Source organism: Aeromonas sp. 160P (genome assembly GCF_055193095.1).
In genome coordinates this window covers 92,290-113,955 of sequence record NZ_JBUXKV010000001.1, presented here as the reverse complement: position 1 = coordinate 113,955, position 21,666 = coordinate 92,290, and the positions used below count along the sequence as shown (strand labels likewise).

The window sequence follows — 21,666 nt, the reverse complement described above, 5'->3', positions numbered from 1 at the left end:
CGTGCGGCGAATAATCGTCCTCGCGCCCGCTCTGGGTTATAATGCCCCCAATTTATTACGCCAAGAACCGGAATCCGTCATGTTTGAGAATTTGACTGAACGACTCTCGCGCACCTTGCGCAATGTCAGTGGCCGTGGTCGCCTGACCGAAGACAACATCAAGGAAACCCTGCGCGAAGTCCGCATGGCGCTGCTCGAGGCGGATGTCGCCCTGCCGGTAGTGCGTGATTTCGTGGCGCGCGTCAAAGAGCGCGCCGTCGGGCAGGAAGTGGCCAAATCCCTGAGCCCGGGCCAGGCATTCATCAAGATTGTGCACGGTGAGCTGGTCACCGTGATGGGGGAGGCCAACGAGCAGCTCAACTTGGCTGCCCAGCCGCCCGCCATCATCCTGATGGCCGGTCTGCAGGGTGCCGGTAAGACCACCACGGTCGGCAAACTGGCCAAGCTGCTCAAAGAGCGCAGCAAGAAGAAGGTGCTGGTGGTCAGTGCCGACGTTTATCGCCCTGCGGCGATCAAACAGCTGGAGACCCTGGCGAGCGACATCGGCGTTGACTTCTTCCCGAGCGATGCCAGCCAGAAGCCGGTCGACATTGCCACTGCTGCCATCGATCAGGCGCGCAAGAAATTCTATGACGTGGTGATCGTCGATACCGCCGGTCGTCTGCACGTCGACAGTGCGATGATGGCCGAGATCCAGCATCTGCACGCCACCATCAAGCCGGTCGAGACCCTGTTCGTGGTCGATGCGATGACCGGTCAGGATGCCGCCAACACCGCCAAGGCGTTCAACGAGGCACTGCCGCTCACCGGTGTGATCCTCACCAAAGCGGATGGTGATGCTCGTGGTGGTGCCGCCTTGTCGGTGCGCCACATCACCGGCAAGCCGGTCAAATTTATCGGTATGGGCGAGAAGACCGATGCGCTGGAGCCATTCCACCCGGATCGTCTCGCCTCCCGCATCCTCGGTATGGGCGATGTGCTGTCGCTGATCGAGGAAGTCGAGCGCAACGTTGATAAAGAGAAAGCCGCCAAACTGGCCGACAAGGTCAAGAGTGGCAAGGGCTTTGATCTGGAAGACTTCCGCGAGCAGCTGGCCCAGATGCGCAACATGGGCGGCATGATGGGGATGCTCGACAAGCTGCCCGGTATGTCTGGCTTGCCGGATAACGTGAAAGATCAGATGGATGACAAGCTGACCGTGCGGATGGAAGCGATCATCAGCTCCATGACGCCCAAGGAGCGTGCTCATCCTGACCTTATCAAAGGGTCGCGTAAACGCCGTATCGCGGCAGGCTCTGGCATGCAGGTGCAGGACGTGAACAAGCTGCTCAAGCAGTTCACCGAGATGCAGCGCATGATGAAGAAGATGTCCGGCAAGGGCGGCATGCGCAAGATGATGAGTCAGATGAAGAACATGATGCCCCCCGGTTTCGGTGGCGGTCGCGGTCCGTTCTGATCCGGCCTGTGGGTTTATGGGGGGTCTGCGGTGGCAGGCCCTTTTTCATTGCTGTTCTGCGCAAAAAATGGCTGGCTTGGTTGCAATTATTACGAATCCAAGTAGAATTACGCGGCTTATTTTAAGCTAGGGTCCGCGTGTTTGCGGGCCTTGTTCATTAGATGTTAATGAGGACGATATGGTAACCATTCGTTTACAACGTGGTGGCGCGAAAAAGCGTCCGTTTTACCAGGTAGTAGTTTCTGACAGCCGTTGCGCCCGTGACGGCCGCTTCATCGAGCGCGTTGGTTTCTTCAACCCGGTTGCTTCTGGTTCTGCCGAAAAGCTGAACCTGGACCTGGCTCGTATCGAGCATTGGGTTGCTACTGGTGCCGCTGTTTCTGACCGCGTTGCCAAGCTGATCAAAGACGCTGCTAAAGCTGCTTAATCAGCCAAACGGTAAGGAGTTAAGGTGGAAAAACCTATAGTTCTGGGCACCCTGGGTACCGTTTATGGCATCAAGGGTTGGCTTAAAGTGAACTCCTTCACCGATGTTGCCGAAGCGATTTTCGATTACAACCCTTGGCTGATTAGTCAGAACGGGGTGTGGCGTGAACTCAAGGTCTCGGCCTGGAAGCGTCACAACAAGGGTCTGATCTGCAAACTCGATGGTATCGATGTGCGCGAAGATGCCCTGGCATTGACCAATGTCGAGATTGGCGTACCCGCCGATCTATTGCCTGCGTTGCCTGAAGGTGAGTTCTACTGGCGTGACCTGATTGGTTGCTCCGTGATGACCACCAAGGGATACGACCTGGGCAAGGTGACCGAATTGATGGAAACCGGCTCCAACGATGTGTTGGTGGTTGAGGCCAATGTAAAAGATGCCTTTGGTGCAAAGGAGCGGTTGATTCCGTTCCTGGAAGAGCAGGTGATCAAGAATATTGATCTGACTGCTCGAACAATCGAAGTTGATTGGGATCCTGGTTTCTAGTTTCCCGCGCTAACACGGGTGCCGGAGGTTTCTTATGTGGATTGGGGTGATTAGCCTCTTCCCTGAAATGTTCCGAGCCATTACCGAGCACGGGGTAACGGGTCGGGCCGTCAAGAGTGGCCTGCTGCAGATTGAGTGCTGGAACCCCCGGGAGTTTACCCACGATAAACACCGTACGGTCGATGATCGTCCTTATGGTGGTGGGCCCGGCATGTTAATGATGGTTCAGCCGCTGCGTGATGCGATTCATGCAGCCAAGCAAGCGGCGGGAGACGGGGCGAAAGTCATCTATCTCTCTCCTCAGGGACGCAAGCTGACTCAAGCGGGCGTAACCGAGTTGGCGACGAATCAGAAACTGATTCTGGTAGCCGGTCGATACGAAGGTATCGATGAACGCGTGATACAAACCGAAGTCGACGAAGAGTGGTCTATCGGGGATTACGTGTTAAGTGGTGGCGAGTTGCCTGCCATGACCCTGATCGATGCGGTTTCGCGTCTGGTCCCTGGGGTCTTGGGCGATCAGGCCAGTGCTGAGCAGGACTCCTTCACGGATGGCTTGCTGGATCATCCCCACTACACTCGGCCAGAGGTGTTGGATGGATTGGCGGTGCCCGAGGCGCTGACAAGCGGCAATCACGAAGTGATTCGACGCTGGCGTCTCAAGCAATCGCTCGGACGAACCTGGCAAAGAAGGCCGGAACTTATTAACAACCTAGCTCTGACTGACGAGCAAGAATCACTTCTTGCCGAGTATGTCCGCGAAGTGCGTGACAGCGTTAAGTAGAGTTTTCAGTTTATCCTAGGTAAGGAAAGACAATGAGCAAGATTATTCAGCAGCTTGAACAAGAGCAACTGCGTACCGACATCCCGGCTTTTGCCCAGGGCGACACCGTACGTGTTCAAGTGCGTGTTAAAGAAGGTGGCAAAGAGCGTCTGCAGGCTTTCGAAGGCATCGTTATTGCCAAGCGTAACCGCGGTCTGCACTCTGCTTTCACCGTTCGCAAGATCTCCAACGGCGAAGGTGTTGAGCGTGTATTCCAGACTCACTCTCCGCTGATCCACAGTGTAGAACTGAAGCGTCGTGGTGATGTTCGCCGCGCCAAACTGTACTACCTGCGCAACCTGTCCGGTAAAGCTGCTCGTATCAAAGAGAAGCTCAACTAATTCGATTCGAATTAGTGTCGATATGTCGGCAAATAGCTCGACAGGTAGTGAAAAGGCTCGCCAATGGCGAGCCTTTTTTGTATCCGGTTCTTGGGGAGGGTCATCTATTGGATGACGCGTACCACCGAGTTGTCGCGCCCGAAGGGGCCTGGCACATAGTCATCCGCTTCCCAGTCATTCTCGTAGAGGGTTTCCCCTGCCGGCGTGATGAGCTGGTAGCAATATTCGAAGTAACCCGGGCCGTCGGTCGGCAGATTGAGAGTGGCTTTGAACTCGCCGCTCTTCATGCGTTTCAACTCGACCGGTTGCCACTGGGTGAACTCGCCAATCAGCATCACCTGCTCCGCGCCTGCGGCAGCCTCTTTCTCTACGGCAAAGGTCACCTTGACCTCGGGCTTGGACTTCAAAAACTGTTTGATCAGTGGCATGACGCCTCCTTGTCTGTGAGTTAAAAATGGCTCCTGACTATTTTTATACCACCATATGACAAAGATGTTGATAAGGCAGATCAAGTCGGCAAGGCAAAATAGCGTTGCAGCAGGCTGTGGGTGAAGTCGATCTTGAGATAGAAGCCGCGAGGCAGGGTCATGATGGGTTGACCATCGCGGCCGATGGCGCGAGTCAGAGCCTTATTGTTGGCGGCTTTGGGGCGCAGCTGCATCACCTGGCCGTGGCGAGCGCTGATCTGCTCCACTTCTCCCAGCACTATCATGTCCATCAGCTCTTCCCAATCCTGACGCAGTAGCCGATCTTCCTCTTCATTCGGGCTCCACATCAGCGGCATGCCGACCCGTCGTTCACCGACCGGGATCTCCCTGCTGCCCTCTACCGGGATCCACAGTACCCGGGAGAGCTTGTTACGCACGTTGGACTCCTCCCAGCGTTGACCGCTGACACCGATCAGCGGTGCAACGCAGACGAAGGTGGTCTCCAGCGGTTTGCCTTGAGGATCGATGGGGATCGTCTTGAGCTCGATGCCGAGATCCGGGAAGTCCTGCTCCGGCCTGCTCCCTGCGCTGGCCCCCAGTTGCAGCTCGATCAACTGACCGACCCACCCCTTGTCACGACGCAGATCTCTGGGTACCGCGACGCCAGCTTCTGCGGCCAGTTGTGCCAACGTGAAGCCAGCCATGGCGTAGGCCCGGTTCAATAACTCCTGTTCGGATTGAGGATTGCTTGGCATGTTTGGCTCCATCTTGCTCGCCATAGTCTAACAGGGGAGGATCCTGAGCTGGATCGCTGTTTTTATAACCGATCCAGAGTGGATAAGATCAAATACCGAGAATCTGGGGGTTGTTGGCTCATCACAATGATTTTAAAGGGTTTTATATATTTTATCGAGTGGCGATCCTGGCACTGCTTGAGCTCTAAATAGTTGTCCAAGGGTTTGTGCATGATGTTACACACAGTTATCCACAGAAATCTTGGATAAGTGGATGAAAGTGGGATGAGTCTCTGAGATGTTACAAAAAATTGTGAATGCAACCCCATTTTTACCCTGCTAACCGAGTAGATACTGTGCCACTCCTGTGGATAATTTGGTCGTGGTGGATCTTTGAACAGTTGAACTTGTTCACAATCAGGATCGTGGATCCTGCATGGATGATGCGAGAGATCAAACGCAGGCTTTTATAGTTTAAGTCTATGTATATTAATTGTTTTTTTGTATTTCCATGGCGTGGTGGAACAGGCTGGCGCTTTTTTGTTATCGTCAAAAAGTACTGTATATACCCGTTTGCTAACAGCTTTATGCACAGTCTGGGTGGGCAACTTGGGCGGGAGGATCGTTGAATTTGTTTATAACTATGTTTGAAATGGAAAGTTATTCATGAAACAGGGGATTCACTCCCTGTTTGCTGCCACGGAGTGAATGTGGAACAATCTCCTTATAGATTCAGCCTTTATAAGGTGATCACGTGATTGATGGCGACGGATTTCGTCCCAATGTCGGTATCGTGATCTGTAACCGTGAAGGACAAGTGTTGTGGGCTAAACGCTATGGGCAGCACTCCTGGCAGTTTCCGCAGGGGGGAGTTGATGATGGTGAAACGCCAGAGCAGGCCATGTATCGAGAGCTGTATGAGGAGATTGGCCTCAAGCCCGAAGATGTGACCATTTTGGCCACCAGTCGTAACTGGCTAAAGTATCGTTTACCCAAACGTCTTGTCCGCTGGGACAGTTCACCGGTCTGTATTGGCCAAAAGCAAAAATGGTTCCTGTTACAACTGGGTCAGGGCAGGGAGTCGCGGATCCAGTTCGGCTGTCATGGCCATCCCGAATTTGATGATTGGCGTTGGGTCAGCTTCTGGTACCCGGTACGTCAGGTCGTCTCGTTCAAGCGAGAGGTTTACCGCCGGGTCATGACAGAGTTTGTCCCGCTGGCGATGCCGGTGCCGGCAGTACAGGTCAACAAGAAGGATGGACGGCGTAACCGTCCTCGTTAAGGAGCACTATTAGTTGTTAACGGATCTGAGACGTATCGTCGAGAGCATGGCCGAGGCTAACACCCTCGAGCAGGCCCTGCAGGCCTTGGTAAGCCAGACTCGGCAGGCCATGGCAGTAGACTGCTGCTCTGTGTACGTCTCGGAGCCCGAGATGCGTCGCTATCGCCTGGCTGCCACCGACGGGTTGGCATCCTCTGCGGTCGATAAGGTGACCCTGCCATTCGAGCAGGGTATCGTCGGGTTAGTGGGCCAGCGAGAAGAGCTGATCAACCTGGCCGATGCCCCCGCTCACCCCAGTTTCAAGTTCCTGCCCGATGTTGCCGAAGAGGCGTTCCGCTCCTTCCTTGGTGCTCCCATCATGCACCAGCGTCAGGTGGTCGGCATTCTGGTGGTGCAGCAGAAGGAGAGTCGCCGCTTCGATGAGGGCGAGGAGTCCTTCATGGTCACCCTGGCAGCCCAGCTGGCCGCGCGTATCGCTCAGGCGCAAGCCAAGGGGTGGCTGCAGAAGACCGACTGGAGCAAGCCGCTGCGGGGCATTGCCGGGGCCAGCGGTATCGCCATTGCCAAGGCCTGGGTGTGGCGGCCGCGCAAGGCGCTCTCGTCCATCACCCCGCGCAAGGATGAAGATCATGGGAGCCAGCTGGCCCGGCTGGAGCTGGCCGTGGAAGAGGTTCGCCACGACCTGGAGAGTCTGGCGCTGCGTTTTCGCGAGAGTTACAGCCAGGATTCGGTGGCGATCTTCGATATCTATCTCCATCTGCTGAACGATCCCGGCTACATCAAACCGATCCGCAACAAGGTGAGCAAGGAGCACTGGACGGCCGTCTCGGCGGTCAAGCTGATCAGTGATCGTCTGATCGAGCAGTTCAAGGGGATGAAGGACCCTTACCTGCAGGAGCGCTCCACCGACGTGAAGGATATCGCCCAGCGGCTGATCAGCCGACTGGTGCAGAACGAACCGGAACATATCGCCATTGGCGAGCCGGTGGTGCTGGTTGCTGACGAGGTGACCGCCACCATCCTCGCTGAGGTGCCCCGCGAGTATTTGACCGGGGTGGTATCGCTCAAGGGGGGCACCAACTCCCACGCCGCCATTCTGGCCCGCGCCATGGGGGTGGCCGCCATCATGGGGGTGGATCTGCCACTCGGCGACATCGGCGGTCGCATGTTGGTGGTCGATGGCTACAGCGGCGATCTCTTCATCGAACCCAACCAGGTGATCCTGACCGAGTATCGGCAACTGCTCAACGAAGAGCGGGCGCTCGATACTCTGGTGCGTAGCGTTGACAGCCTGCCCTCCGAGACCGCCGACGGCACCAAGGTCTCCCTGCTGCTCAACGCCGGGCTCAGTGCCGATACCGAGATCTCCCTCAATCAGCTGGCGGACGGGGTCGGTCTCTATCGCACCGAGATCCCCTTCATGTTGCAGGAGAGCTTTCCTTCCGAGTGGGAGCAGACTGCCCGCTATCGCGGCATTCTGGAGACCTACCGCAACCGGCCGGTCTGCATGCGGACGCTGGATGTGGGCGGCGACAAGCCATTACCCTATTTCCCCATCGTCGAGGAAAACCCCTTCCTTGGCTGGCGGGGGATCCGGATCACCCTGGATCACCCCGAACTGTTTCTGGTGCAGCTCAAGGCGATGTTGCGGGCCAGCGAAGGGCTGGACAATCTGGCCATCATGCTGCCGATGATCAGCAGCGTCAGCGAAATCAAAGCCTCTCGTCGTTTGCTGGATCAGGCGTGGCGGGAAGTGTCGGAAGAGGCGGCGAGCCGCGATGCGGTGATCCGCTACCCCAGCCTTGGGGTGATGATCGAGGTGCCCTCAGCCCTCTTTATCTTGCCGGAGATGGCGCCGCTCATCGACTTCTGGTCGGTGGGCAGCAATGACCTGACCCAGTACCTGCTGGCGGTGGATCGCAACAATTCCCGGGTTGCCAACATCTACGACGCCTTCCATCCAGCGGTGATCCGCGCCCTGCAACAGCTGGTTGATGCCTCTCACCGCTACCAGAAGCCGGTGTCGGTCTGTGGCGAGCTGGCCGGTGATCCGGTCGGTGTGCTGCTACTGCTGGCCATGGGCTATCGCCGCTTCAGTATGAACACCCACAACATCGCCCGGATCAAGTACGTGCTGCGTCAATCCACCCTGAGCGAGTTGACCGAACTGATGGCCGATGGCCTCAAGCATGACAATCCCCATGTATTGCGTGGCCTGTTTGCCCGCTATCTGGAGGAGCACGGTTTGGGTGGTTTGCTGCGTGCCGGTCACAAAACGAAACAGACTGATTGATAATCATGCCTTGTCCCTGCTGACGAATGATCGGAAAATGCGGCTTTTCTTATGACTGGGGCCGCATATGCAGCACGATGGATATTGGGTTTTCTCGCAGATTGATCCCGTAGCATTCAGTTTGGGACCACTATCGGTACGCTGGTATGGTCTCATGTACCTGTTTGGTTTCGCTTTTGCCATGTGGCTTGCCGGCCGTCGCGCCGATGCGCCCAACAGCGGCTGGACCCGCAACGAGGTGTCGGATCTGCTGTTCTACGGTTTCCTCGGGGTGATCCTCGGTGGCCGTGTCGGTTACGTGCTGTTCTACAACTTCGATCTCTTCCTCGCAGATCCCACCTACCTGTTCAAGATCTGGACCGGCGGTATGTCGTTCCACGGTGGTCTGATCGGGGTGATCACCGCGATGATCTGGTTTGCCCACAAAACCAAGCGCCACTTCTTTACCGTGGCTGACTTTGTGGCACCGCTCATTCCGTTTGGTCTCGGCGTTGGCCGGATCGGCAACTTCCTCAACGGCGAGTTGTGGGGGCGGGTCACCGATGTGCCTTGGGCCATCATCTTCCCGGAGGCGGGCTCCGAGCCGCGTCATCCTTCCCAGCTCTACCAGTTCGCACTGGAAGGGGTGGTGCTGTTCATCATTCTCAACCTGTTCTGGCGCAAGAACCCGCCGCGCGGCGCCATCTCCGGCATGTTCCTGCTGTTCTACGGCCTGTTCCGCTTCCTGGTGGAGTTTGTGCGCCAGCCGGATAGCCAGCTCGGTCTCTACTTCCAGGAGATCAGCATGGGCCAGATCCTCTCCACCCCGATGATAGTGGTTGGTGCCCTGATGATCTGGGTTGCCTATAAGCGCCCGCAGTTGTTCGGTAATGCCGTGAAGGAGGCGAAATAATGCGAGCTTATCTCGACCTGATGCAGAAGATCCTCGATGAGGGCACCATCAAGTCAGACCGTACCGGTACCGGTACCGTCTCCCTGTTCGGCCATCAGATGCGCTTCAATCTGGCGGAAGGTTTCCCGCTGGTGACCACCAAGAAGTGCCACCTGCGCTCCATCATTCACGAGCTGCTCTGGTTCCTCAATGGCGATACCAATACCGCTTATCTGAAGGAAAACGGCGTCAGCATCTGGGATGAGTGGGCCGACGAGAATGGCGAGCTGGGGCCGGTTTACGGCGCTCAGTGGCGCTCCTGGCCTGCGGCCGATGGGTCTGTCATCGACCAGATCCAGAAAGCGGTGGATGACATCAAGCACAACCCGGATTCCCGCCGCATCATCGTTTCAGCCTGGAACGTGGGCGAGCTGGACAAGATGGCGCTGGCCCCCTGCCACGCCTTCTTCCAGTTCTATGTGGCGGACGGCAAGCTCTCCTGCCAGCTCTACCAGCGCAGCTGTGATGTGTTCCTCGGCCTGCCGTTCAACATCGCCAGCTACGCCCTGCTGACCCACATGATGGCCCAGCAGTGCAACCTGGCAGTGGGTGATTTCGTCTGGACCGGCGGTGATGTGCACCTCTACTCCAACCACATGGAGCAGACCGCGCTGCAGCTCTCTCGCGAGCCGCGTCCGCTGCCGCAACTGGTGATCAAGCGCAAACCCGACTCCATCTTCGACTACAAGTTCGAGGATTTCGAGATTGAGGGTTATGACCCCCATCCCGGGATCAAGGCGCCCGTCGCCATCTGATCGAAAGGCGCCTCAGGGCGCCTTTTTTATGCAGCTAAATAATTGAAAATTCACTTTATTGATTAATAAGACGGTAGCCAGAGACAAGGCGAAAACCTGCTTATAGCAGGTATGTTCTATTTTGCCTTCGGTTTTTTCGTTGTGTTGAGCAGCAAGAAACGATTTTCCATTGGTTGTTGCAGGATATAGACTCGAATCAAAGCAATACGGTGGAAAATTTAACCATGAGTGACGTAATCAAAAAGTTCCTGAAGCTGGAGGCCGCCTCCGGAATTATTCTGATCATGGCGGCCATGCTGGCGATGATTTTAGCCAATACCGCGCTGGCTGGCGGGTATCAGGCGTTTCTCGACACGCCGGTGCAGGTGCGCATCGCGGCCCTCGACATCAACAAGCCGCTGCTGCTGTGGATCAACGATGGCTTTATGGCGATCTTCTTCCTGCTGGTTGGCCTGGAAGTGAAGCGTGAAATGCTGGAAGGGGCGCTCTCCACCCGAGTGCAGGCGACCTTCCCGGCCATTGCGGCGGTGGGCGGCATGCTGGCTCCGGCCTTGATCTACTCCTTTTTCAACTATTCCGATGAAGTAGCCCGTGCTGGCTGGGCGATTCCGGCTGCGACCGACATCGCCTTTGCCCTCGGGGTGATGGCGCTGCTCGGCAAGCGGGTGCCGGTGAGCCTCAAGGTGTTCCTGCTGGCGCTGGCCATCATGGATGACCTCGGCGTCATCATCATCATCGCGCTCTTCTATACCCAGCAGCTGTCGCTGGAGGCGCTGGCCATCGGTATTCTGGCAACCATCACCCTGTTCTGGATGAATCGCCGTGGTGAGGACAGGATCAGCCTCTACATGCTGGTCGGTCTGGTGCTCTGGGTGGCGGTGCTCAAGTCTGGCGTTCATGCGACCCTGGCCGGCGTAGTCGTGGGTTTCATGATCCCGCTTAAGGGCAAGCGCTATGCCTCGCCGCTCAAGCATCTGGAACATTCATTGCACCCCTGGAGCGCCTACCTGATCCTGCCGTTGTTTGCCTTCGCCAACGCAGGGGTCTCGCTGGACGGTATTGGTCTGTCTGCGCTGATGAGCCCGGTACCGATGGGCATCATGCTGGGGCTGTGTATCGGCAAGCCACTCGGGGTGTTCACCATCAGTTGGTTGGCCGTGAAATTGGGTATCGCCCAATTGCCACGGGGAGTTAATTTCAAGCAGATTTTTGCGGTCAGTATCCTCTGTGGTATCGGGTTCACCATGTCGATGTTTATTGCGTCGCTGGCGTTTGAGCACGGCGGCCTGGACTACGGTAGCTACTCGCGGTTGGGGATCCTGGTTGGTTCCACTGTCGCCGCTGTCGTGGGGTATCTGGCATTGCGGGCTTCGTTACCTAAAGGTGAAGGAGATCAGCGTTCGGAGGGATTATGAGAATACAGACAGGGTTGTTGATGTTGTTGCTGAGCCCCATGGCACTGGCCGGTGGGCTGGAGGATTGCAAGCAGGACGCCGCCTCGGCGAACTGCTCTGCCTATCTGAACGGGGTGGTTGATAGCGCCCTGCTGCTGGGGGACAAGCAGGCCAAGGCTCGCTTTGGCGAGACTTTTTCCGAGCGGGCTCTCAGCAGTCGGGCTGGCGAAATGGTCAAACATTCCAACAAACGCTATTGCGCTGAGCGAATGCCGGACAAGGCACGGCTAAAGGCCAGCCTGATGGAGCAGTTTGGCGCGAACAAGGTTGACTCGGTTAGCGACATGTATGACATTCTGGCGGTTGAACTCAGCTGCTACCGGAGTCCGCGACCAGCGGGAACCCCATCGGATGTCACACCTTAACTACAACCATCTCTACTATTTCTGGATGACTCAGAAGAAGGGCTCCGTTACCCAGGCAGCGGAAGCCCTTTTTTTGACCCCGCAAACGGTCACCGGACAGATCAAGCTGCTGGAGCAGCGGCTCGGTGGCAAGTTACTCAAGCGCAAAGGGCGTACCCTCGAAGCGACCGAGCTGGGTCAGCTGGTGTTTCGCTATGCCGACAAGATGTTCAGCCTCTCCTACGAGATGCTCGATATCGTCAACTACCGCAAGGAGAGCCAGATCCTCTTTGACGTCGGTATTGCCGATGCCCTCTCCAAGCGCCTTGCCAGCCGCGTGCTGCTCTCCGTCATCCCCAATGATGGCTCCATCCACCTGCGCTGCTTCGAATCGACTCACGAGCTGCTGCTGGAGCAGCTGAGCGAGCACAAGCTCGATATGATCCTCTCTGACTGCCCGGTGGATTCCAGCCAGCATGCGGGGCTGCTCTCCAAGCGATTGGGGGGCTGTGGCGTCAGCTTCTTCTGCAAGGCGCCACTGCCCGAGAAGCCCTTTCCTGCCTGTCTGGAGGAGCGCAAGCTGCTGATCCCCGGTCGCCGTACCGCCATGGGTCGTCAGCTGACCCAGTGGTTCGAGCAGCAGGGGGTGTCGCCCAGTATTCTTGGCGAGTTTGATGATGCGGCGTTGATGAAGGCCTTTGGTTTCTTCAATCAAGGAATTTTCATGGCTCCCACCATCTATCGGGAGGAGATCCTGGAAGGGGAAGGCGTCATGTTAATCGGTGAAACCCTGGATTTGATGGAAGAGTACTACGTTATCTTCGCTGAGCGGATGATCCAGCACCCGGCGGTTAAACGGGTGTGCGAGAGTGACTTTACCTTCCTGTTTGCCGGGCAGGAGAACTTCTCGACCATTCAGCCAACGACCCTGTCGTTTTAAAACGATGCGTCAGCACGTATCATTGGCGATAAGCGGCAGAGGAGAGATGTGATGCAACTTGAAGAGATGGAGGCCAATGCGAGTCAAGCGGTGGCCTTGCTCAAGGCGCTGGCCAATGAACGGCGGCTGTTTATCTTGTGCCAATTGCTGGAGCGGGAGCTGTCGGTGGGGGAGCTCAACGAGCGGTTGGGATTGAGTCAGTCAGCCTTGTCACAGCATCTGGCATTGCTGCGGCGGGATGAGCTGGTGACGACGCGTAAAGAGGCTCAGACGGTCTACTATTCGCTGCGCAGCCATGAGGTGCGTGAGGTGATCAGTTTGCTGCATCGACTTTATTGCAGCGCAGATAAATAAAAAACCGGCACGAAGGCCGGTTTTTTTAGCGTAAGTCAGCCGAGGCTGATTAAGCCATAGCTTTGATCTGGGCAGACAGGCGGCTCTTGTGACGAGCAGCTTTGTTCTTGTGGATCAGGCCTTTAGTAGCCATGCGATCCATGATCGGCTGAGCGGTAGCAAAAGCGGCTACAGCGGCAGCTTTGTCGCCAGAAGCGATTGCAGCAATTACTTTCTTCAGATAGGTACGGGTCATTGAACGACGGCTGGCGTTGTGTTGACGACGTTTCTCTGACTGAATCGCGCGCTTCTTAGCAGATTTGATGTTAGCCAAGGTAAAACTCCTAAAACTGTCTTAGCGAGTGTATTGAAAAGGCCCGGAAATATGCCTTCTCAACCACATAATGTCAAATGATTTGTGCAAATAAACACCGCCTCCCGGTGGTGTGTCAGTTGGGAGGCGGTTAAACTGTCGGCCGATTCTAGCAGCATTCTTTTCATTCTGACAGTTCCAGAGGCCTCGTCTTGAGTAAGAAATTGATCAAATCCGGCATGATAGTGTCCGGAATGACCCTGGTGTCCCGTGTAATGGGCTTGGTTCGTGATGTTGTCATCGCCAATCTGCTCGGTGCAGGTGTGGCCGCCGATGTCTTCTTCTTTGCCAATCGCATCCCTAACTTTTTGCGCCGATTGTTCGCTGAAGGTGCTTTCAACCAGGCTTTTGTCCCCGTGATGACGGAGTACAAGAAAAATGGCGACGAGCGCGAAGTGCGTGAATTGCTGGCCGCGGTGGCGGGTACGCTGGGGGGCATAGTGACTGTGGTCACCCTGCTCGGGGTGCTGGGTTCGGGTGTGCTGACCGCACTGTTTGGCTGGGGTTGGTTCTGGGACTGGCTGCATGGCGGGCCAGCGGCCGAGAAGTTCGAGCTGGCCAGCCTGATGCTCAAAATTACCTTCCCCTATCTCTGGTTCATCACCTTTACCGCCATGGCGGGGGCCATCCTCAACACCTTTGGCCGCTTCGGGGTCTCCTCGTTCACGCCGGTGTTTCTCAATCTCACCATGATTGCGGCAGCCTGGTGGATAGCGCCCCTGATGGATCGGCCAGAGATAGCCCTCGCCATCGGTGTCTTTCTGGGTGGTCTGGTGCAGTTCCTGTTCCAGTATCCCTTCCTGCGCCAGATCAACATGCTGGTGTGGCCCAAGTGGGGCTGGCATCACCCCGGGGTGGTGAAAATTCGCACCCTGATGATCCCGGCGCTGTTTGGCGTCTCGGTCAGTCAGATCAACTTGTTGATCAACACCATGCTGGCTTCCTTCCTCGCCACCGGCGCCATCAGCTATCTCTATTACTCGGATCGCCTGCTGGAGTTTCCCCTCGGCCTGTTTGCGGTGGCGATCAGTACCGTGATCCTGCCTGCGCTGGCCAAGAAGCATGTGGATGCTGACCCGGCCGACTTCTCCCGCACCATGGATTGGGGCGTGCGGATGGTGATGTTGCTTGGATTGCCTGCCATGGTCGGCATCGCGGTGCTGCGCGAGCCCATTCTGCGGGTGCTGTTCATGCGCGGTGAGTTCGGCATGCATGAGGTAGCCATGTCCAGCGCCAGCTTGCTGGCGTCCACCACCGGTCTGCTCTCCCTGATGCTGATCAAGGTGCTGGCACCGGGCTATTACGCCCGTCAGGATACCCGAACGCCGGTGCGGATCGGGGTGATGTCGATGATCGCCAACATGGTGTGCAACATCGCATTCATCTTTCCGCTCGGTTATGTGGGGCTGGCGCTCTCGACCGCCTGCTCCGGTACCCTGAATGCGGCACTGCTGTTCAAGGGGTTGTATCAGCAGGATGTTTACCGTCCTTCCCGCAATACCGGGGTGTTCTGTCTCAAGTTGCTGGTAGCAACGGTATTGATGGGGGGGCTGCTTGCCTATCTGTCGCCGGATCTCGCCCAGTGGGGGGCGTGGAGCATGGGCAAGGCCAGTTTGCAGCTGACCATGCTGCTGGTGCTGGGTGCCGGGCTCTATGCCGCTGTGCTGCTGGTGCTGGGTGTTAGACCACGACATCTTAAAGCTGGTCAGCAGTAGCTGTGGCCCTGGGGGCGATGCGGGAATGTGTCACTGGTGCGTGCGATTTGCTCCAGATAGCTGAAATAGGACCATGAGGGCTGACCCTGCCTGCTGCCTGTTATATAATCCGCCGATTTCCATGGCAGCAACGCACAAGGCACTGATGGAGCTTATTCGCGGCATTCACAATCTCAAACCCCGCCACCGGGGATGTGTATTGACCATTGGCAACTTTGATGGGGTTCATCAGGGTCACCATGCGGTATTGGCACGTCTCAAGGCGAAAGCGGCCCGACTGGGATTGCCTGCCTGTGTCATGTTGTTCGAACCGCAGCCGCTGGAGCTGTTCGCCGGTAGTGATGCACCAGCTCGCCTTAGCCGGTTGCGAGAGAAGTACGAAGCACTGCAAGGGCTGGATATTGACCGGCTGCTCTGCGTGCGCTTTAGCCAGCGCTTTGCCGAGCAGGCTGCTTCGACCTTCATCGAGCAGTTGTTGGTGGACAAGCTCGGGGTGCGCTATCTGGTGGTCGGTGACGACTTTCGTTTCGGCAAGGGACGGCAAGGGGACTTCCATCTGCTGGAGGAGGCGGGCCATCGCTTCGGGTTCGAGGTGATCAGTACTCAGAGCTTCCAGCTCGAACGGCAGCGGGTCAGCAGCACACTCGTACGCGAGGCGCTCAAAGCGGGCCGGATGGCGGAAGTGGAGCTGATGCTCGGCCGCCCCTATACCATCAGCGGCCGGGTGGCCCACGGCGACAAGCTGGGGCGCACCATAGGTTTTCCCACCGCCAATCTGGCCCTCAAGCGCCAGGTGATCCCGGTCGGTGGCGTGTTTGCGGTGGAAGTGATATGTTCCGGCAAGACCTTCCCCAGTGTAGCCAATGTGGGTGTACGGCCGACCTTGAGCGGTACACAAGCCAGATTGGAAGTACATCTATTTGATTTTTCTGGTGATCTATATGGTCAACAGGTCAAGGTGCTGCTTCGCCACAAGCTGCGCGAAGAGCAGAAGTTTGCCTCTTTCACTGCCTTGAAAGAGCAGATCGAACGAGATGCCCTGGCAGCCCGAGCCTGGTTCGGGCTGCCACAATTCAATTTACCCAGCACTCTTTTAGAAAAGAAGGGAACCCAGGACTGATGAGCGACTATAAACACACCCTGAATCTGCCGGAAACCGAGTTTCCGATGCGTGGCGATCTGGCCAAGCGCGAACCCAACATGCTGAAACGTTGGTACGATCAGGATCTCTACGGCGCTATTCGCCGCGCCAAAGCGGGCAAGCCTTCTTTCATTTTGCATGACGGCCCCCCCTATGCGAACGGCAATATTCACATCGGTCACTCGGTCAACAAGATCCTCAAAGACATCATCATCAAGTCCAAGGGCCTCTCCGGTTTCGACTCCCCCTATGTACCGGGTTGGGATTGCCACGGTCTACCCATCGAGCTGAAAGTAGAAGGCATGGTTGGCAAGCCAGGTGTGAAAGTCTCCGCTGCCGAATTTCGCGCCGAGTGCCGCAAGTACGCCAAGACCCAGATCGACGCACAGAAGACCGACTTCATCCGTCTGGGCGTGCTGGGTGACTGGGACAACCCCTACCTGACCATGGATTTTGGCACCGAAGCCAACATCATCCGCTCCATGGCCAAGATTGTTGAAAACGGCCACCTGCACAAAGGCTCCAAGCCGGTGCACTGGTGTACCGACTGTGGCTCTGCGCTGGCAGAGGCCGAAGTGGAGTACTACGACAAGAATTCCCCCTCCATCGACGTGCGCTTCAAGGCCGTTGACGAGGCGACCGTGGCCGCCAAGTTTGATTGCGCCGAAGGCCACACCGGCAAGGGCCCGATCTCTGCGGTGATCTGGACCACTACCCCGTGGACCCTGCCAGCCAACCGTGCCATCGCCATGCACGCCGACCTCGATTATGCGTTGGTCCAAGTTGAAGGCGAGCACCCGGAGCGTCTGATCCTGGCCGCTGAACTGGTCAAGGATGTGATGGATCGTGCTGGTATCGAGCGCTTCCATAACCTGGGTTACGCCAAGGGTGCGGCGCTTGAGCTGCTGCGCTTCAACCACCCTTTCTATAGCTTCGATGTGCCGGTTGTGCTGGGTGACCACGTCACCCTGGATGCCGGTACCGGCGCCGTGCACACCGCCCCTGGCCACGGTCAGGAAGACTTTGTAGTCGGTCAGAAGTACGGTCTGGAAGTGGCTAACCCGGTGGGTAGCAACGGCGTGTATCTGCCAGATACCGAGCTGTTTGCTGGCCAGCATGTCTTCAAGGCCAACGCCTCTGTGGTCGAGGTGCTGACCGAGCGCGGTGCCCTGCTGCATCACAAGGTCTTCAACCACTCCTACCCGCACTGCTGGCGCCACAAGACCCCGATCATCTTCCGTGCCACCCCGCAGTGGTTCATCAGCATGGAGCAGAAAGGTCTGCGCCAGCGCGCGCTGGAAGAGATCGAGCGTATCGAGAAGGACGGTATCGCCCAACAAGGCCAGAGCGGCTGGGTGCCTGCCTGGGGTAAGAACCGTATTCAGGCGATGGTCGAGAACCGTCCGGACTGGTGTATCTCCCGTCAGCGTACCTGGGGCGTGCCTATCTCCCTGTTCGTCCACAAAGAGACTCAGGCGCTGCACCCCGAATCTGTGCGCCTGATGTTTGAGGTGGCCAAGCGGGTCGAGCAGTCCGGCATCCAGGCATGGTGGGATCTGGATAAGGCCGAGCTGCTGGGCAGCGATGCCGACATGTACGACAAGGTGCCTGACACCCTGGACGTCTGGTTCGACTCAGGTTCCACTCACTCCTCTGTCGTGGATGCTCGTCCCGAGTTCAACGGCAAGTCAGCCGACCTCTATCTGGAAGGTTCTGACCAGCACCGTGGCTGGTTCATGTCCTCCCTGATGATCGGCGTGGCGATGAAAAACAAGGCGCCTTACAACCAGGTGCTGACCCACGGCTTCACCGTGGATGGCCAGGGTCGCAAGATGTCCAAGTCCATCGGTAACGTGGTCAGCCCGCAGGACGTGATGAACAAGCTGGGCGCCGACATCCTGCGTCTGTGGGTAGCGAGCACTGACTATACCGGCGAGATGACGGTCTCTGACGAGATCCTCAAACGCTCTGCCGATGCCTATCGTCGCATCCGCAACACCGCCCGCTTCCTGCTGGCCAACCTGAACGGCTTCAATCCGGCGACCGACATGGTGGCGCCTGCCGACATGGTGGTGGTGGATCGCTGGGCTGTGGGTCGTGCTAAAGCGGTGCAGGCCGAGATCATGGCGGCATTCGACGAGTACAACTTCCACGGTGTGACCCAGAAGCTGATGCAGTTCTGCTCCATCGAGATGGGCTCCTTCTATCTGGATGTGATCAAGGATCGTCAGTACACCGCCAAGGCTGACAGCCTGGCCCGTCGCTCCTGCCAGACTGCTCTCTATCACATCGTCGAGGCCATGGTGCGCTGGATGGCGCCGATCATGAGCTTCACCGCTGATGAGATCTGGGCACTGCTGCCCGGTGAGCGCGGCGAGTTCGTCTTCACCGAAGAGTGGTATGACGGCCTGTTCGGGCTGGCTGCGGGTGAAACCCTCAACGACGATTTCTGGGCCGAGATCCTCACCGTTCGCGGTGAAGTGAACAAGGCACTGGAAGTGGCCCGTGGCGAGAAGCGCATCGGTGGCTCCCTGCAGGCCGAGTTGACCTTGTTCGCCAAGCCGGAGCTAGCCGCTCGCCTGAACGCCCTGGCCGATGAGTTGCGCTTCGTGCTGCTCACCTCCAAGGCCAAGGTGGTGGTGGCTGACACTGCACCGGAAGGCTCTGTGGCGACCGAGCGTGATGACCTGTGGCTCTGCGTAGCCCAGTCTGCTGCCGCCAAGTGCGACCGCTGCTGGCACCATGTGGAAGACGTCGGCACCATCGCCGGTCACGAAGAGATTTGCGGTCGCTGTGTGACCAACGTTGAGGGTGACGGCGAAACTCGTCAATTTGCCTGATGAACATGACCCAACATAAAACCGGCCTGCGTTGGCTGTGGCTGGCGGTGCTGGCCTTTGTACTGGACCAGGCGAGCAAGCTCGCCGTGGTCAAGTTGCTGCCATTTGGTTACCCGGGGGTGGAGATCACCCCCTTTTTCAATCTGGTCCATGTCTACAACAAGGGCGCGGCATTCAGCTTTCTGGCTGATCAGGGGGGCTGGCAGCGCTGGTTCTTCGCGGTGCTGGCGTTTGCCATCTGTGGTCTGCTGATCCACTGGCTGCGCAAGCAGTCGGTGACCCAGCGTTGGAGCGGCATCGCCTATTCCCTGATCATCGGCGGCGCCCTTGGCAACGTATTTGATCGACTGGTGCTGGGCCATGTGGTCGATTTCCTCGACTTTTATTGGCAGCGTTCCCACTGGCCAGCGTTCAATCTGGCTGACAGCTTCATCTTTATCGGGGCTGCCATGATAGTGCTGGAAGGCTTCCGCTCCGAGAAGGAGGAGGTGGCATGAGTCAGCCTATCGTCGCTGAGATTACAGCCAACAGCAGCGTGCTGTTTCACTTCTCCATCAAGCTGGAAGATGGCTCGGTGGCCGACAGCACTGCGCTGCAGGGCAAACCGGCCCGTTTGCGGATGGGTGATGGCAGCCTGACGTCCACCTTCGAGCAGTGCCTGCTGGGCTTGCGTGAAGGGGAGAGCAAGAGCTTTACCCTGGCGCCGGAGCAGGCGTTTGGCCTCTCCAATCCCGACAACATCTACCATCTCGACCGTGCCAAGTTTGGCGCCGATGTGGAGCCGAAAGTCGGCACCATCATACTGTTCGATCAGCCTAATGGCAGCGAGCTGCCGGGCATCATCCGGGCGGTGGCAGGGCTGTCGGTGACGGTCGATTTCAACCACCCGTTGGCTGGTCATACCGTCACCTTCGAGGTGGAGATCCTGGGCGTTGATGACGAGGAGAAGGTGCACTAATGGATATTCTGCTCGCTGACTCTGGTGGTTTTTGTCGTGTTGATGTTGATCGCGCCATCGGCATGAGTGAGGTGTACTAATGGATATTCTGCTCGCTAATCCTCGTGGTTTCTGCGCTGGTGTCGATCGCGCCATCAGCATTGTCGAGAGCGCGCTGGAGAAGTTCGGCGCCCCCATCTATGTCCGTCACGAGGTGGTGCATAACCGCTATGTGGTGAACAAGCTGAAGGATGCGGGGGCGGTATTCGTCGAGGAGCTGGACGAGGTGCCGGATGACAGCATCGTTATCTTCTCCGCTCACGGCGTGGCCAAGTCGGTGCGCGAGATGGCCAAATCTCGCGCCCTCAAGGTGTTCGATGCTACCTGTCCGCTGGTGACCAAGGTGCATATGGAGGTTCATCGCGCTAGCCGCAAGGGCTCCGAGGCTGTGCTGATCGGTCATGCAGGTCACCCTGAGGTGATCGGGACCATGGGGCAGTACGAGAATCGCGAAGGTGGCATGTATCTGGTGGAGACACCGGCCGATGTGGCCAAGCTCAAGGTGAAGAATCCGGATGACCTCTGCTTTGTCACCCAGACCACCCTGAGTGTGGATGAGACTTCTGACGTGATCGATGCGCTGCGCCAGCACTTCCCCAAGATCCAGGGGCCGCGCAAGGACGACATCTGCTACGCCACCCAGAACCGTCAGGATGCGGTGCGGGAGATGGCGGGGCTGGTGGATTTAATGCTGGTGGTGGGATCTCGCAATTCATCCAACTCTAACCGGTTGCGCGAGCTGGCGGAGAAGGTGGGTACCACAGCCTATTTGATCGATGATGCCACCATGATTGAGGCGGCTTGGCTCACTGGCATTAACGCCATCGGCGTGACCGCTGGGGCCTCTGCACCAGATGTGTTGGTACAGCAAGTTGTCGCCCGTTTGCGTGAGCTGGGTGGCAAGGCGGTTGCCGAGCATCCTGGTCGTGAAGAGAATGTGGTGTTTGAGGTTCCTCCCGAACTTAGAATAATTTGAGTGCAGCCAGGAAGGCTTAAGAATAAAGTGCAATGATGATGACGCCGGGTTTGTTCTAGTGACAGGCTCGGCGTTAAACTTATCTAGCAGTCAGTCACCAAGGATGGGATATGATTGGATACTTTCGTGGTTTTTCTCTTATTGAGCTGATGATTGTCGTCGCCATTGTGGCGATTCTCGGCACCATCGCTTACCCCTCTTATCAGCAATATGTGCTGAGTAGTCACCGTGTCGAAGCAAAAAAAATGCTGCTGGATGCCGCGAATAGGCAGGAAACCTATTTTATGGATTTTAACCGGTATGCCTCGTCGATTGCAGACTTAAGTATCGTGCTTGAGCCCGATGCCCGCTATAGCTTAGAAATTAGTATTTCCGCAGGAATTCCTAGCCCTAACTTCAAGTTGACGGCGATCGCCTCGGGAGCTCAGGAGGCCGATAGTCGCTGTTTTAAATTAATGATTAATCAAGGTAACAATAAAAATGAAAAAAATGCCGAAGATCAGGCCGGTAATCCAGTTGATGGGTGTTGGGAGTGAA

Annotated in this window: 23 protein-coding genes; 20 read left to right on the top strand and 3 right to left on the bottom strand. The window is 57.1% G+C overall.

All coding sequences use genetic code 11. From position 1 onward, the window contains the following. The first annotated feature begins 79 nt into the window (after positions 1-79). The 5 genes from ffh (at position 80) to rplS (ending at position 3,593) form a co-directional block, all read left to right on the top strand. Positions 80-1,456, top strand: coding sequence for a signal recognition particle protein (gene ffh, locus ACY8FN_RS00560; RefSeq protein ID WP_042024260.1), 1,377 nt, complete (start codon positions 80-82; stop codon positions 1,454-1,456). A 178-nt stretch (positions 1,457-1,634) separates the two neighbouring features. Then, complete coding sequence (gene rpsP / locus ACY8FN_RS00555) at positions 1,635-1,883, top strand: 30S ribosomal protein S16 (protein ID WP_021141082.1); 249 nt, start codon at positions 1,635-1,637, stop codon at positions 1,881-1,883. A 24-nt stretch (positions 1,884-1,907) separates the two neighbouring features. After that, positions 1,908-2,429, top strand: coding sequence for a ribosome maturation factor RimM (rimM, locus tag ACY8FN_RS00550; protein WP_042024262.1), 522 nt, complete (start codon positions 1,908-1,910; stop codon positions 2,427-2,429). Between the two features lie 34 nt (positions 2,430-2,463). After that, positions 2,464-3,213 (top strand): tRNA (guanosine(37)-N1)-methyltransferase TrmD, encoded by a 750-nt coding sequence (gene trmD, locus ACY8FN_RS00545; protein ID WP_005340400.1) that lies wholly within the window; start codon positions 2,464-2,466, stop codon positions 3,211-3,213. A 32-nt stretch (positions 3,214-3,245) separates the two neighbouring features. Then, positions 3,246-3,593 (top strand): 50S ribosomal protein L19, encoded by a 348-nt coding sequence (gene rplS, locus ACY8FN_RS00540; RefSeq protein ID WP_005313505.1) that lies wholly within the window; start codon positions 3,246-3,248, stop codon positions 3,591-3,593. 104 nt (positions 3,594-3,697) lie between these two features. Here rplS and ACY8FN_RS00535 read toward each other — a convergent pair whose 3' ends face one another. Continuing rightward, complete coding sequence (locus tag ACY8FN_RS00535; protein ID WP_033135513.1) at positions 3,698-4,021, bottom strand: isoamylase early set domain-containing protein; 324 nt, start codon at positions 4,019-4,021, stop codon at positions 3,698-3,700. An 80-nt stretch (positions 4,022-4,101) separates the two neighbouring features. Further along, positions 4,102-4,776 carry a DNA mismatch repair endonuclease MutH gene (gene mutH / locus ACY8FN_RS00530; RefSeq protein ID WP_463098947.1) on the bottom strand — a complete coding sequence of 225 codons (675 nt, stop codon included), beginning with the start codon at positions 4,774-4,776 and terminating at the stop codon, positions 4,102-4,104. Positions 4,777-5,509: 733 nt separating this feature from the next. Between mutH and rppH the strand changes: the two genes are divergently transcribed. From rppH to ACY8FN_RS00490, 8 genes are all read left to right on the top strand, one after another. Continuing rightward, positions 5,510-6,037 carry an RNA pyrophosphohydrolase gene (rppH, locus tag ACY8FN_RS00525; RefSeq protein WP_042024265.1) on the top strand — a complete coding sequence of 176 codons (528 nt, stop codon included), beginning with the start codon at positions 5,510-5,512 and terminating at the stop codon, positions 6,035-6,037. A gap of 13 nt (positions 6,038-6,050) precedes the next feature. Further along, a complete protein-coding gene (gene ptsP, locus ACY8FN_RS00520) occupies positions 6,051-8,330 on the top strand; it encodes a phosphoenolpyruvate--protein phosphotransferase (RefSeq protein ID WP_463098946.1) in 2,280 nt (759 codons plus the stop codon). Between the two features lie 67 nt (positions 8,331-8,397). Next, positions 8,398-9,222 carry a prolipoprotein diacylglyceryl transferase gene (gene lgt, locus ACY8FN_RS00515; protein WP_101323584.1) on the top strand — a complete coding sequence of 275 codons (825 nt, stop codon included), beginning with the start codon at positions 8,398-8,400 and terminating at the stop codon, positions 9,220-9,222. After that, complete coding sequence (thyA, locus tag ACY8FN_RS00510; protein ID WP_303845593.1) at positions 9,222-10,016, top strand: thymidylate synthase; 795 nt, start codon at positions 9,222-9,224, stop codon at positions 10,014-10,016. The genes lgt and thyA overlap by 1 nt, the downstream gene beginning before the upstream one ends. A 224-nt stretch (positions 10,017-10,240) precedes the next feature. Further along, the gene (nhaA, locus tag ACY8FN_RS00505) at positions 10,241-11,431 is read left to right on the top strand and encodes a Na+/H+ antiporter NhaA (RefSeq protein ID WP_463098945.1); all 1,191 of its coding nucleotides are present in this window, start codon (positions 10,241-10,243) and stop codon (positions 11,429-11,431) included. Beyond that, positions 11,428-11,835 carry a Rossmann-fold NAD(P)-binding domain-containing protein gene (locus tag ACY8FN_RS00500; RefSeq protein WP_101317880.1) on the top strand — a complete coding sequence of 136 codons (408 nt, stop codon included), beginning with the start codon at positions 11,428-11,430 and terminating at the stop codon, positions 11,833-11,835. Before nhaA ends, ACY8FN_RS00500 begins: the two co-directional genes overlap by 4 nt. Beyond that, positions 11,822-12,754 (top strand): transcriptional activator NhaR, encoded by a 933-nt coding sequence (gene nhaR, locus ACY8FN_RS00495; RefSeq protein ID WP_101323635.1) that lies wholly within the window; start codon positions 11,822-11,824, stop codon positions 12,752-12,754. The genes ACY8FN_RS00500 and nhaR overlap by 14 nt, the downstream gene beginning before the upstream one ends. Before the next feature lie 51 nt (positions 12,755-12,805). Then, positions 12,806-13,108: an ArsR/SmtB family transcription factor gene (locus tag ACY8FN_RS00490; protein WP_068977384.1), complete on the top strand. Its 303-nt coding sequence runs from the start codon at positions 12,806-12,808 to the stop codon at positions 13,106-13,108. A gap of 49 nt (positions 13,109-13,157) precedes the next feature. On the opposite strand, the gene rpsT is transcribed toward ACY8FN_RS00490, so the two are convergent. Continuing rightward, positions 13,158-13,421: a 30S ribosomal protein S20 gene (rpsT, locus tag ACY8FN_RS00485; protein ID WP_005892298.1), complete on the bottom strand. Its 264-nt coding sequence runs from the start codon at positions 13,419-13,421 to the stop codon at positions 13,158-13,160. Positions 13,422-13,612: 191 nt separating this feature from the next. Between rpsT and murJ the strand changes: the two genes are divergently transcribed. From murJ to ACY8FN_RS00450, 7 genes are all read left to right on the top strand, one after another. Then, complete coding sequence (gene murJ / locus ACY8FN_RS00480) at positions 13,613-15,175, top strand: murein biosynthesis integral membrane protein MurJ (RefSeq protein WP_068977385.1); 1,563 nt, start codon at positions 13,613-13,615, stop codon at positions 15,173-15,175. A 145-nt stretch (positions 15,176-15,320) separates the two neighbouring features. Continuing rightward, positions 15,321-16,295 (top strand): bifunctional riboflavin kinase/FAD synthetase, encoded by a 975-nt coding sequence (ribF, locus tag ACY8FN_RS00475; RefSeq protein WP_463101113.1) that lies wholly within the window; start codon positions 15,321-15,323, stop codon positions 16,293-16,295. Further along, positions 16,295-19,156 carry an isoleucine--tRNA ligase gene (gene ileS, locus ACY8FN_RS00470; RefSeq protein WP_463098944.1) on the top strand — a complete coding sequence of 954 codons (2,862 nt, stop codon included), beginning with the start codon at positions 16,295-16,297 and terminating at the stop codon, positions 19,154-19,156. The genes ribF and ileS overlap by 1 nt, the downstream gene beginning before the upstream one ends. After that, on the top strand, positions 19,156-19,653 hold the full coding sequence (gene lspA / locus ACY8FN_RS00465) for a signal peptidase II (protein WP_463098943.1): 498 nt from the start codon (positions 19,156-19,158) through the stop codon (positions 19,651-19,653). The genes ileS and lspA overlap by 1 nt, the downstream gene beginning before the upstream one ends. Before the next feature lie 8 nt (positions 19,654-19,661). Beyond that, positions 19,662-20,114 (top strand): FKBP-type peptidyl-prolyl cis-trans isomerase, encoded by a 453-nt coding sequence (fkpB, locus tag ACY8FN_RS00460; RefSeq protein WP_463101112.1) that lies wholly within the window; start codon positions 19,662-19,664, stop codon positions 20,112-20,114. A gap of 79 nt (positions 20,115-20,193) precedes the next feature. Further along, complete coding sequence (gene ispH / locus ACY8FN_RS00455) at positions 20,194-21,129, top strand: 4-hydroxy-3-methylbut-2-enyl diphosphate reductase (RefSeq protein ID WP_463098942.1); 936 nt, start codon at positions 20,194-20,196, stop codon at positions 21,127-21,129. Between the two features lie 110 nt (positions 21,130-21,239). Beyond that, on the top strand, positions 21,240-21,665 hold the full coding sequence (locus ACY8FN_RS00450; RefSeq protein WP_463098941.1) for a type IV pilin protein: 426 nt from the start codon (positions 21,240-21,242) through the stop codon (positions 21,663-21,665). The last annotated feature ends 1 nt before the right edge of the window (position 21,666 follow it).

What these genes read in the sequence shown, in the direction of transcription:
- ffh (WP_042024260.1), top strand. Translation starts at nt 80, where the DNA reads ATGTTTGAGAATTTGACTGAACGACTCTCGCGCACCTTGCGCAATGTC.
- rpsP (WP_021141082.1), top strand. Translation starts at nt 1,635, where the DNA reads ATGGTAACCATTCGTTTACAACGTGGTGGCGCGAAAAAGCGTCCGTTT.
- trmD (WP_005340400.1), top strand. Translation starts at nt 2,464, where the DNA reads ATGTGGATTGGGGTGATTAGCCTCTTCCCTGAAATGTTCCGAGCCATT.
- rplS (WP_005313505.1), top strand. Translation starts at nt 3,246, where the DNA reads ATGAGCAAGATTATTCAGCAGCTTGAACAAGAGCAACTGCGTACCGAC.
- ACY8FN_RS00535 (WP_033135513.1), bottom strand. Translation starts at nt 4,021, where the DNA reads ATGCCACTGATCAAACAGTTTTTGAAGTCCAAGCCCGAGGTCAAGGTG.
- mutH (WP_463098947.1), bottom strand. Translation starts at nt 4,776, where the DNA reads ATGCCAAGCAATCCTCAATCCGAACAGGAGTTATTGAACCGGGCCTAC.
- lgt (WP_101323584.1), top strand. Translation starts at nt 8,398, where the DNA reads ATGCAGCACGATGGATATTGGGTTTTCTCGCAGATTGATCCCGTAGCA.
- thyA (WP_303845593.1), top strand. Translation starts at nt 9,222, where the DNA reads ATGCGAGCTTATCTCGACCTGATGCAGAAGATCCTCGATGAGGGCACC.
- nhaA (WP_463098945.1), top strand. Translation starts at nt 10,241, where the DNA reads ATGAGTGACGTAATCAAAAAGTTCCTGAAGCTGGAGGCCGCCTCCGGA.
- ACY8FN_RS00500 (WP_101317880.1), top strand. Translation starts at nt 11,428, where the DNA reads ATGAGAATACAGACAGGGTTGTTGATGTTGTTGCTGAGCCCCATGGCA.
- nhaR (WP_101323635.1), top strand. Translation starts at nt 11,822, where the DNA reads ATGTCACACCTTAACTACAACCATCTCTACTATTTCTGGATGACTCAG.
- ACY8FN_RS00490 (WP_068977384.1), top strand. Translation starts at nt 12,806, where the DNA reads ATGCAACTTGAAGAGATGGAGGCCAATGCGAGTCAAGCGGTGGCCTTG.
- ribF (WP_463101113.1), top strand. Translation starts at nt 15,321, where the DNA reads ATGGAGCTTATTCGCGGCATTCACAATCTCAAACCCCGCCACCGGGGA.
- ileS (WP_463098944.1), top strand. Translation starts at nt 16,295, where the DNA reads ATGAGCGACTATAAACACACCCTGAATCTGCCGGAAACCGAGTTTCCG.
- lspA (WP_463098943.1), top strand. Translation starts at nt 19,156, where the DNA reads ATGAACATGACCCAACATAAAACCGGCCTGCGTTGGCTGTGGCTGGCG.
- ispH (WP_463098942.1), top strand. Translation starts at nt 20,194, where the DNA reads ATGGATATTCTGCTCGCTAATCCTCGTGGTTTCTGCGCTGGTGTCGAT.
- ACY8FN_RS00450 (WP_463098941.1), top strand. Translation starts at nt 21,240, where the DNA reads ATGATTGGATACTTTCGTGGTTTTTCTCTTATTGAGCTGATGATTGTC.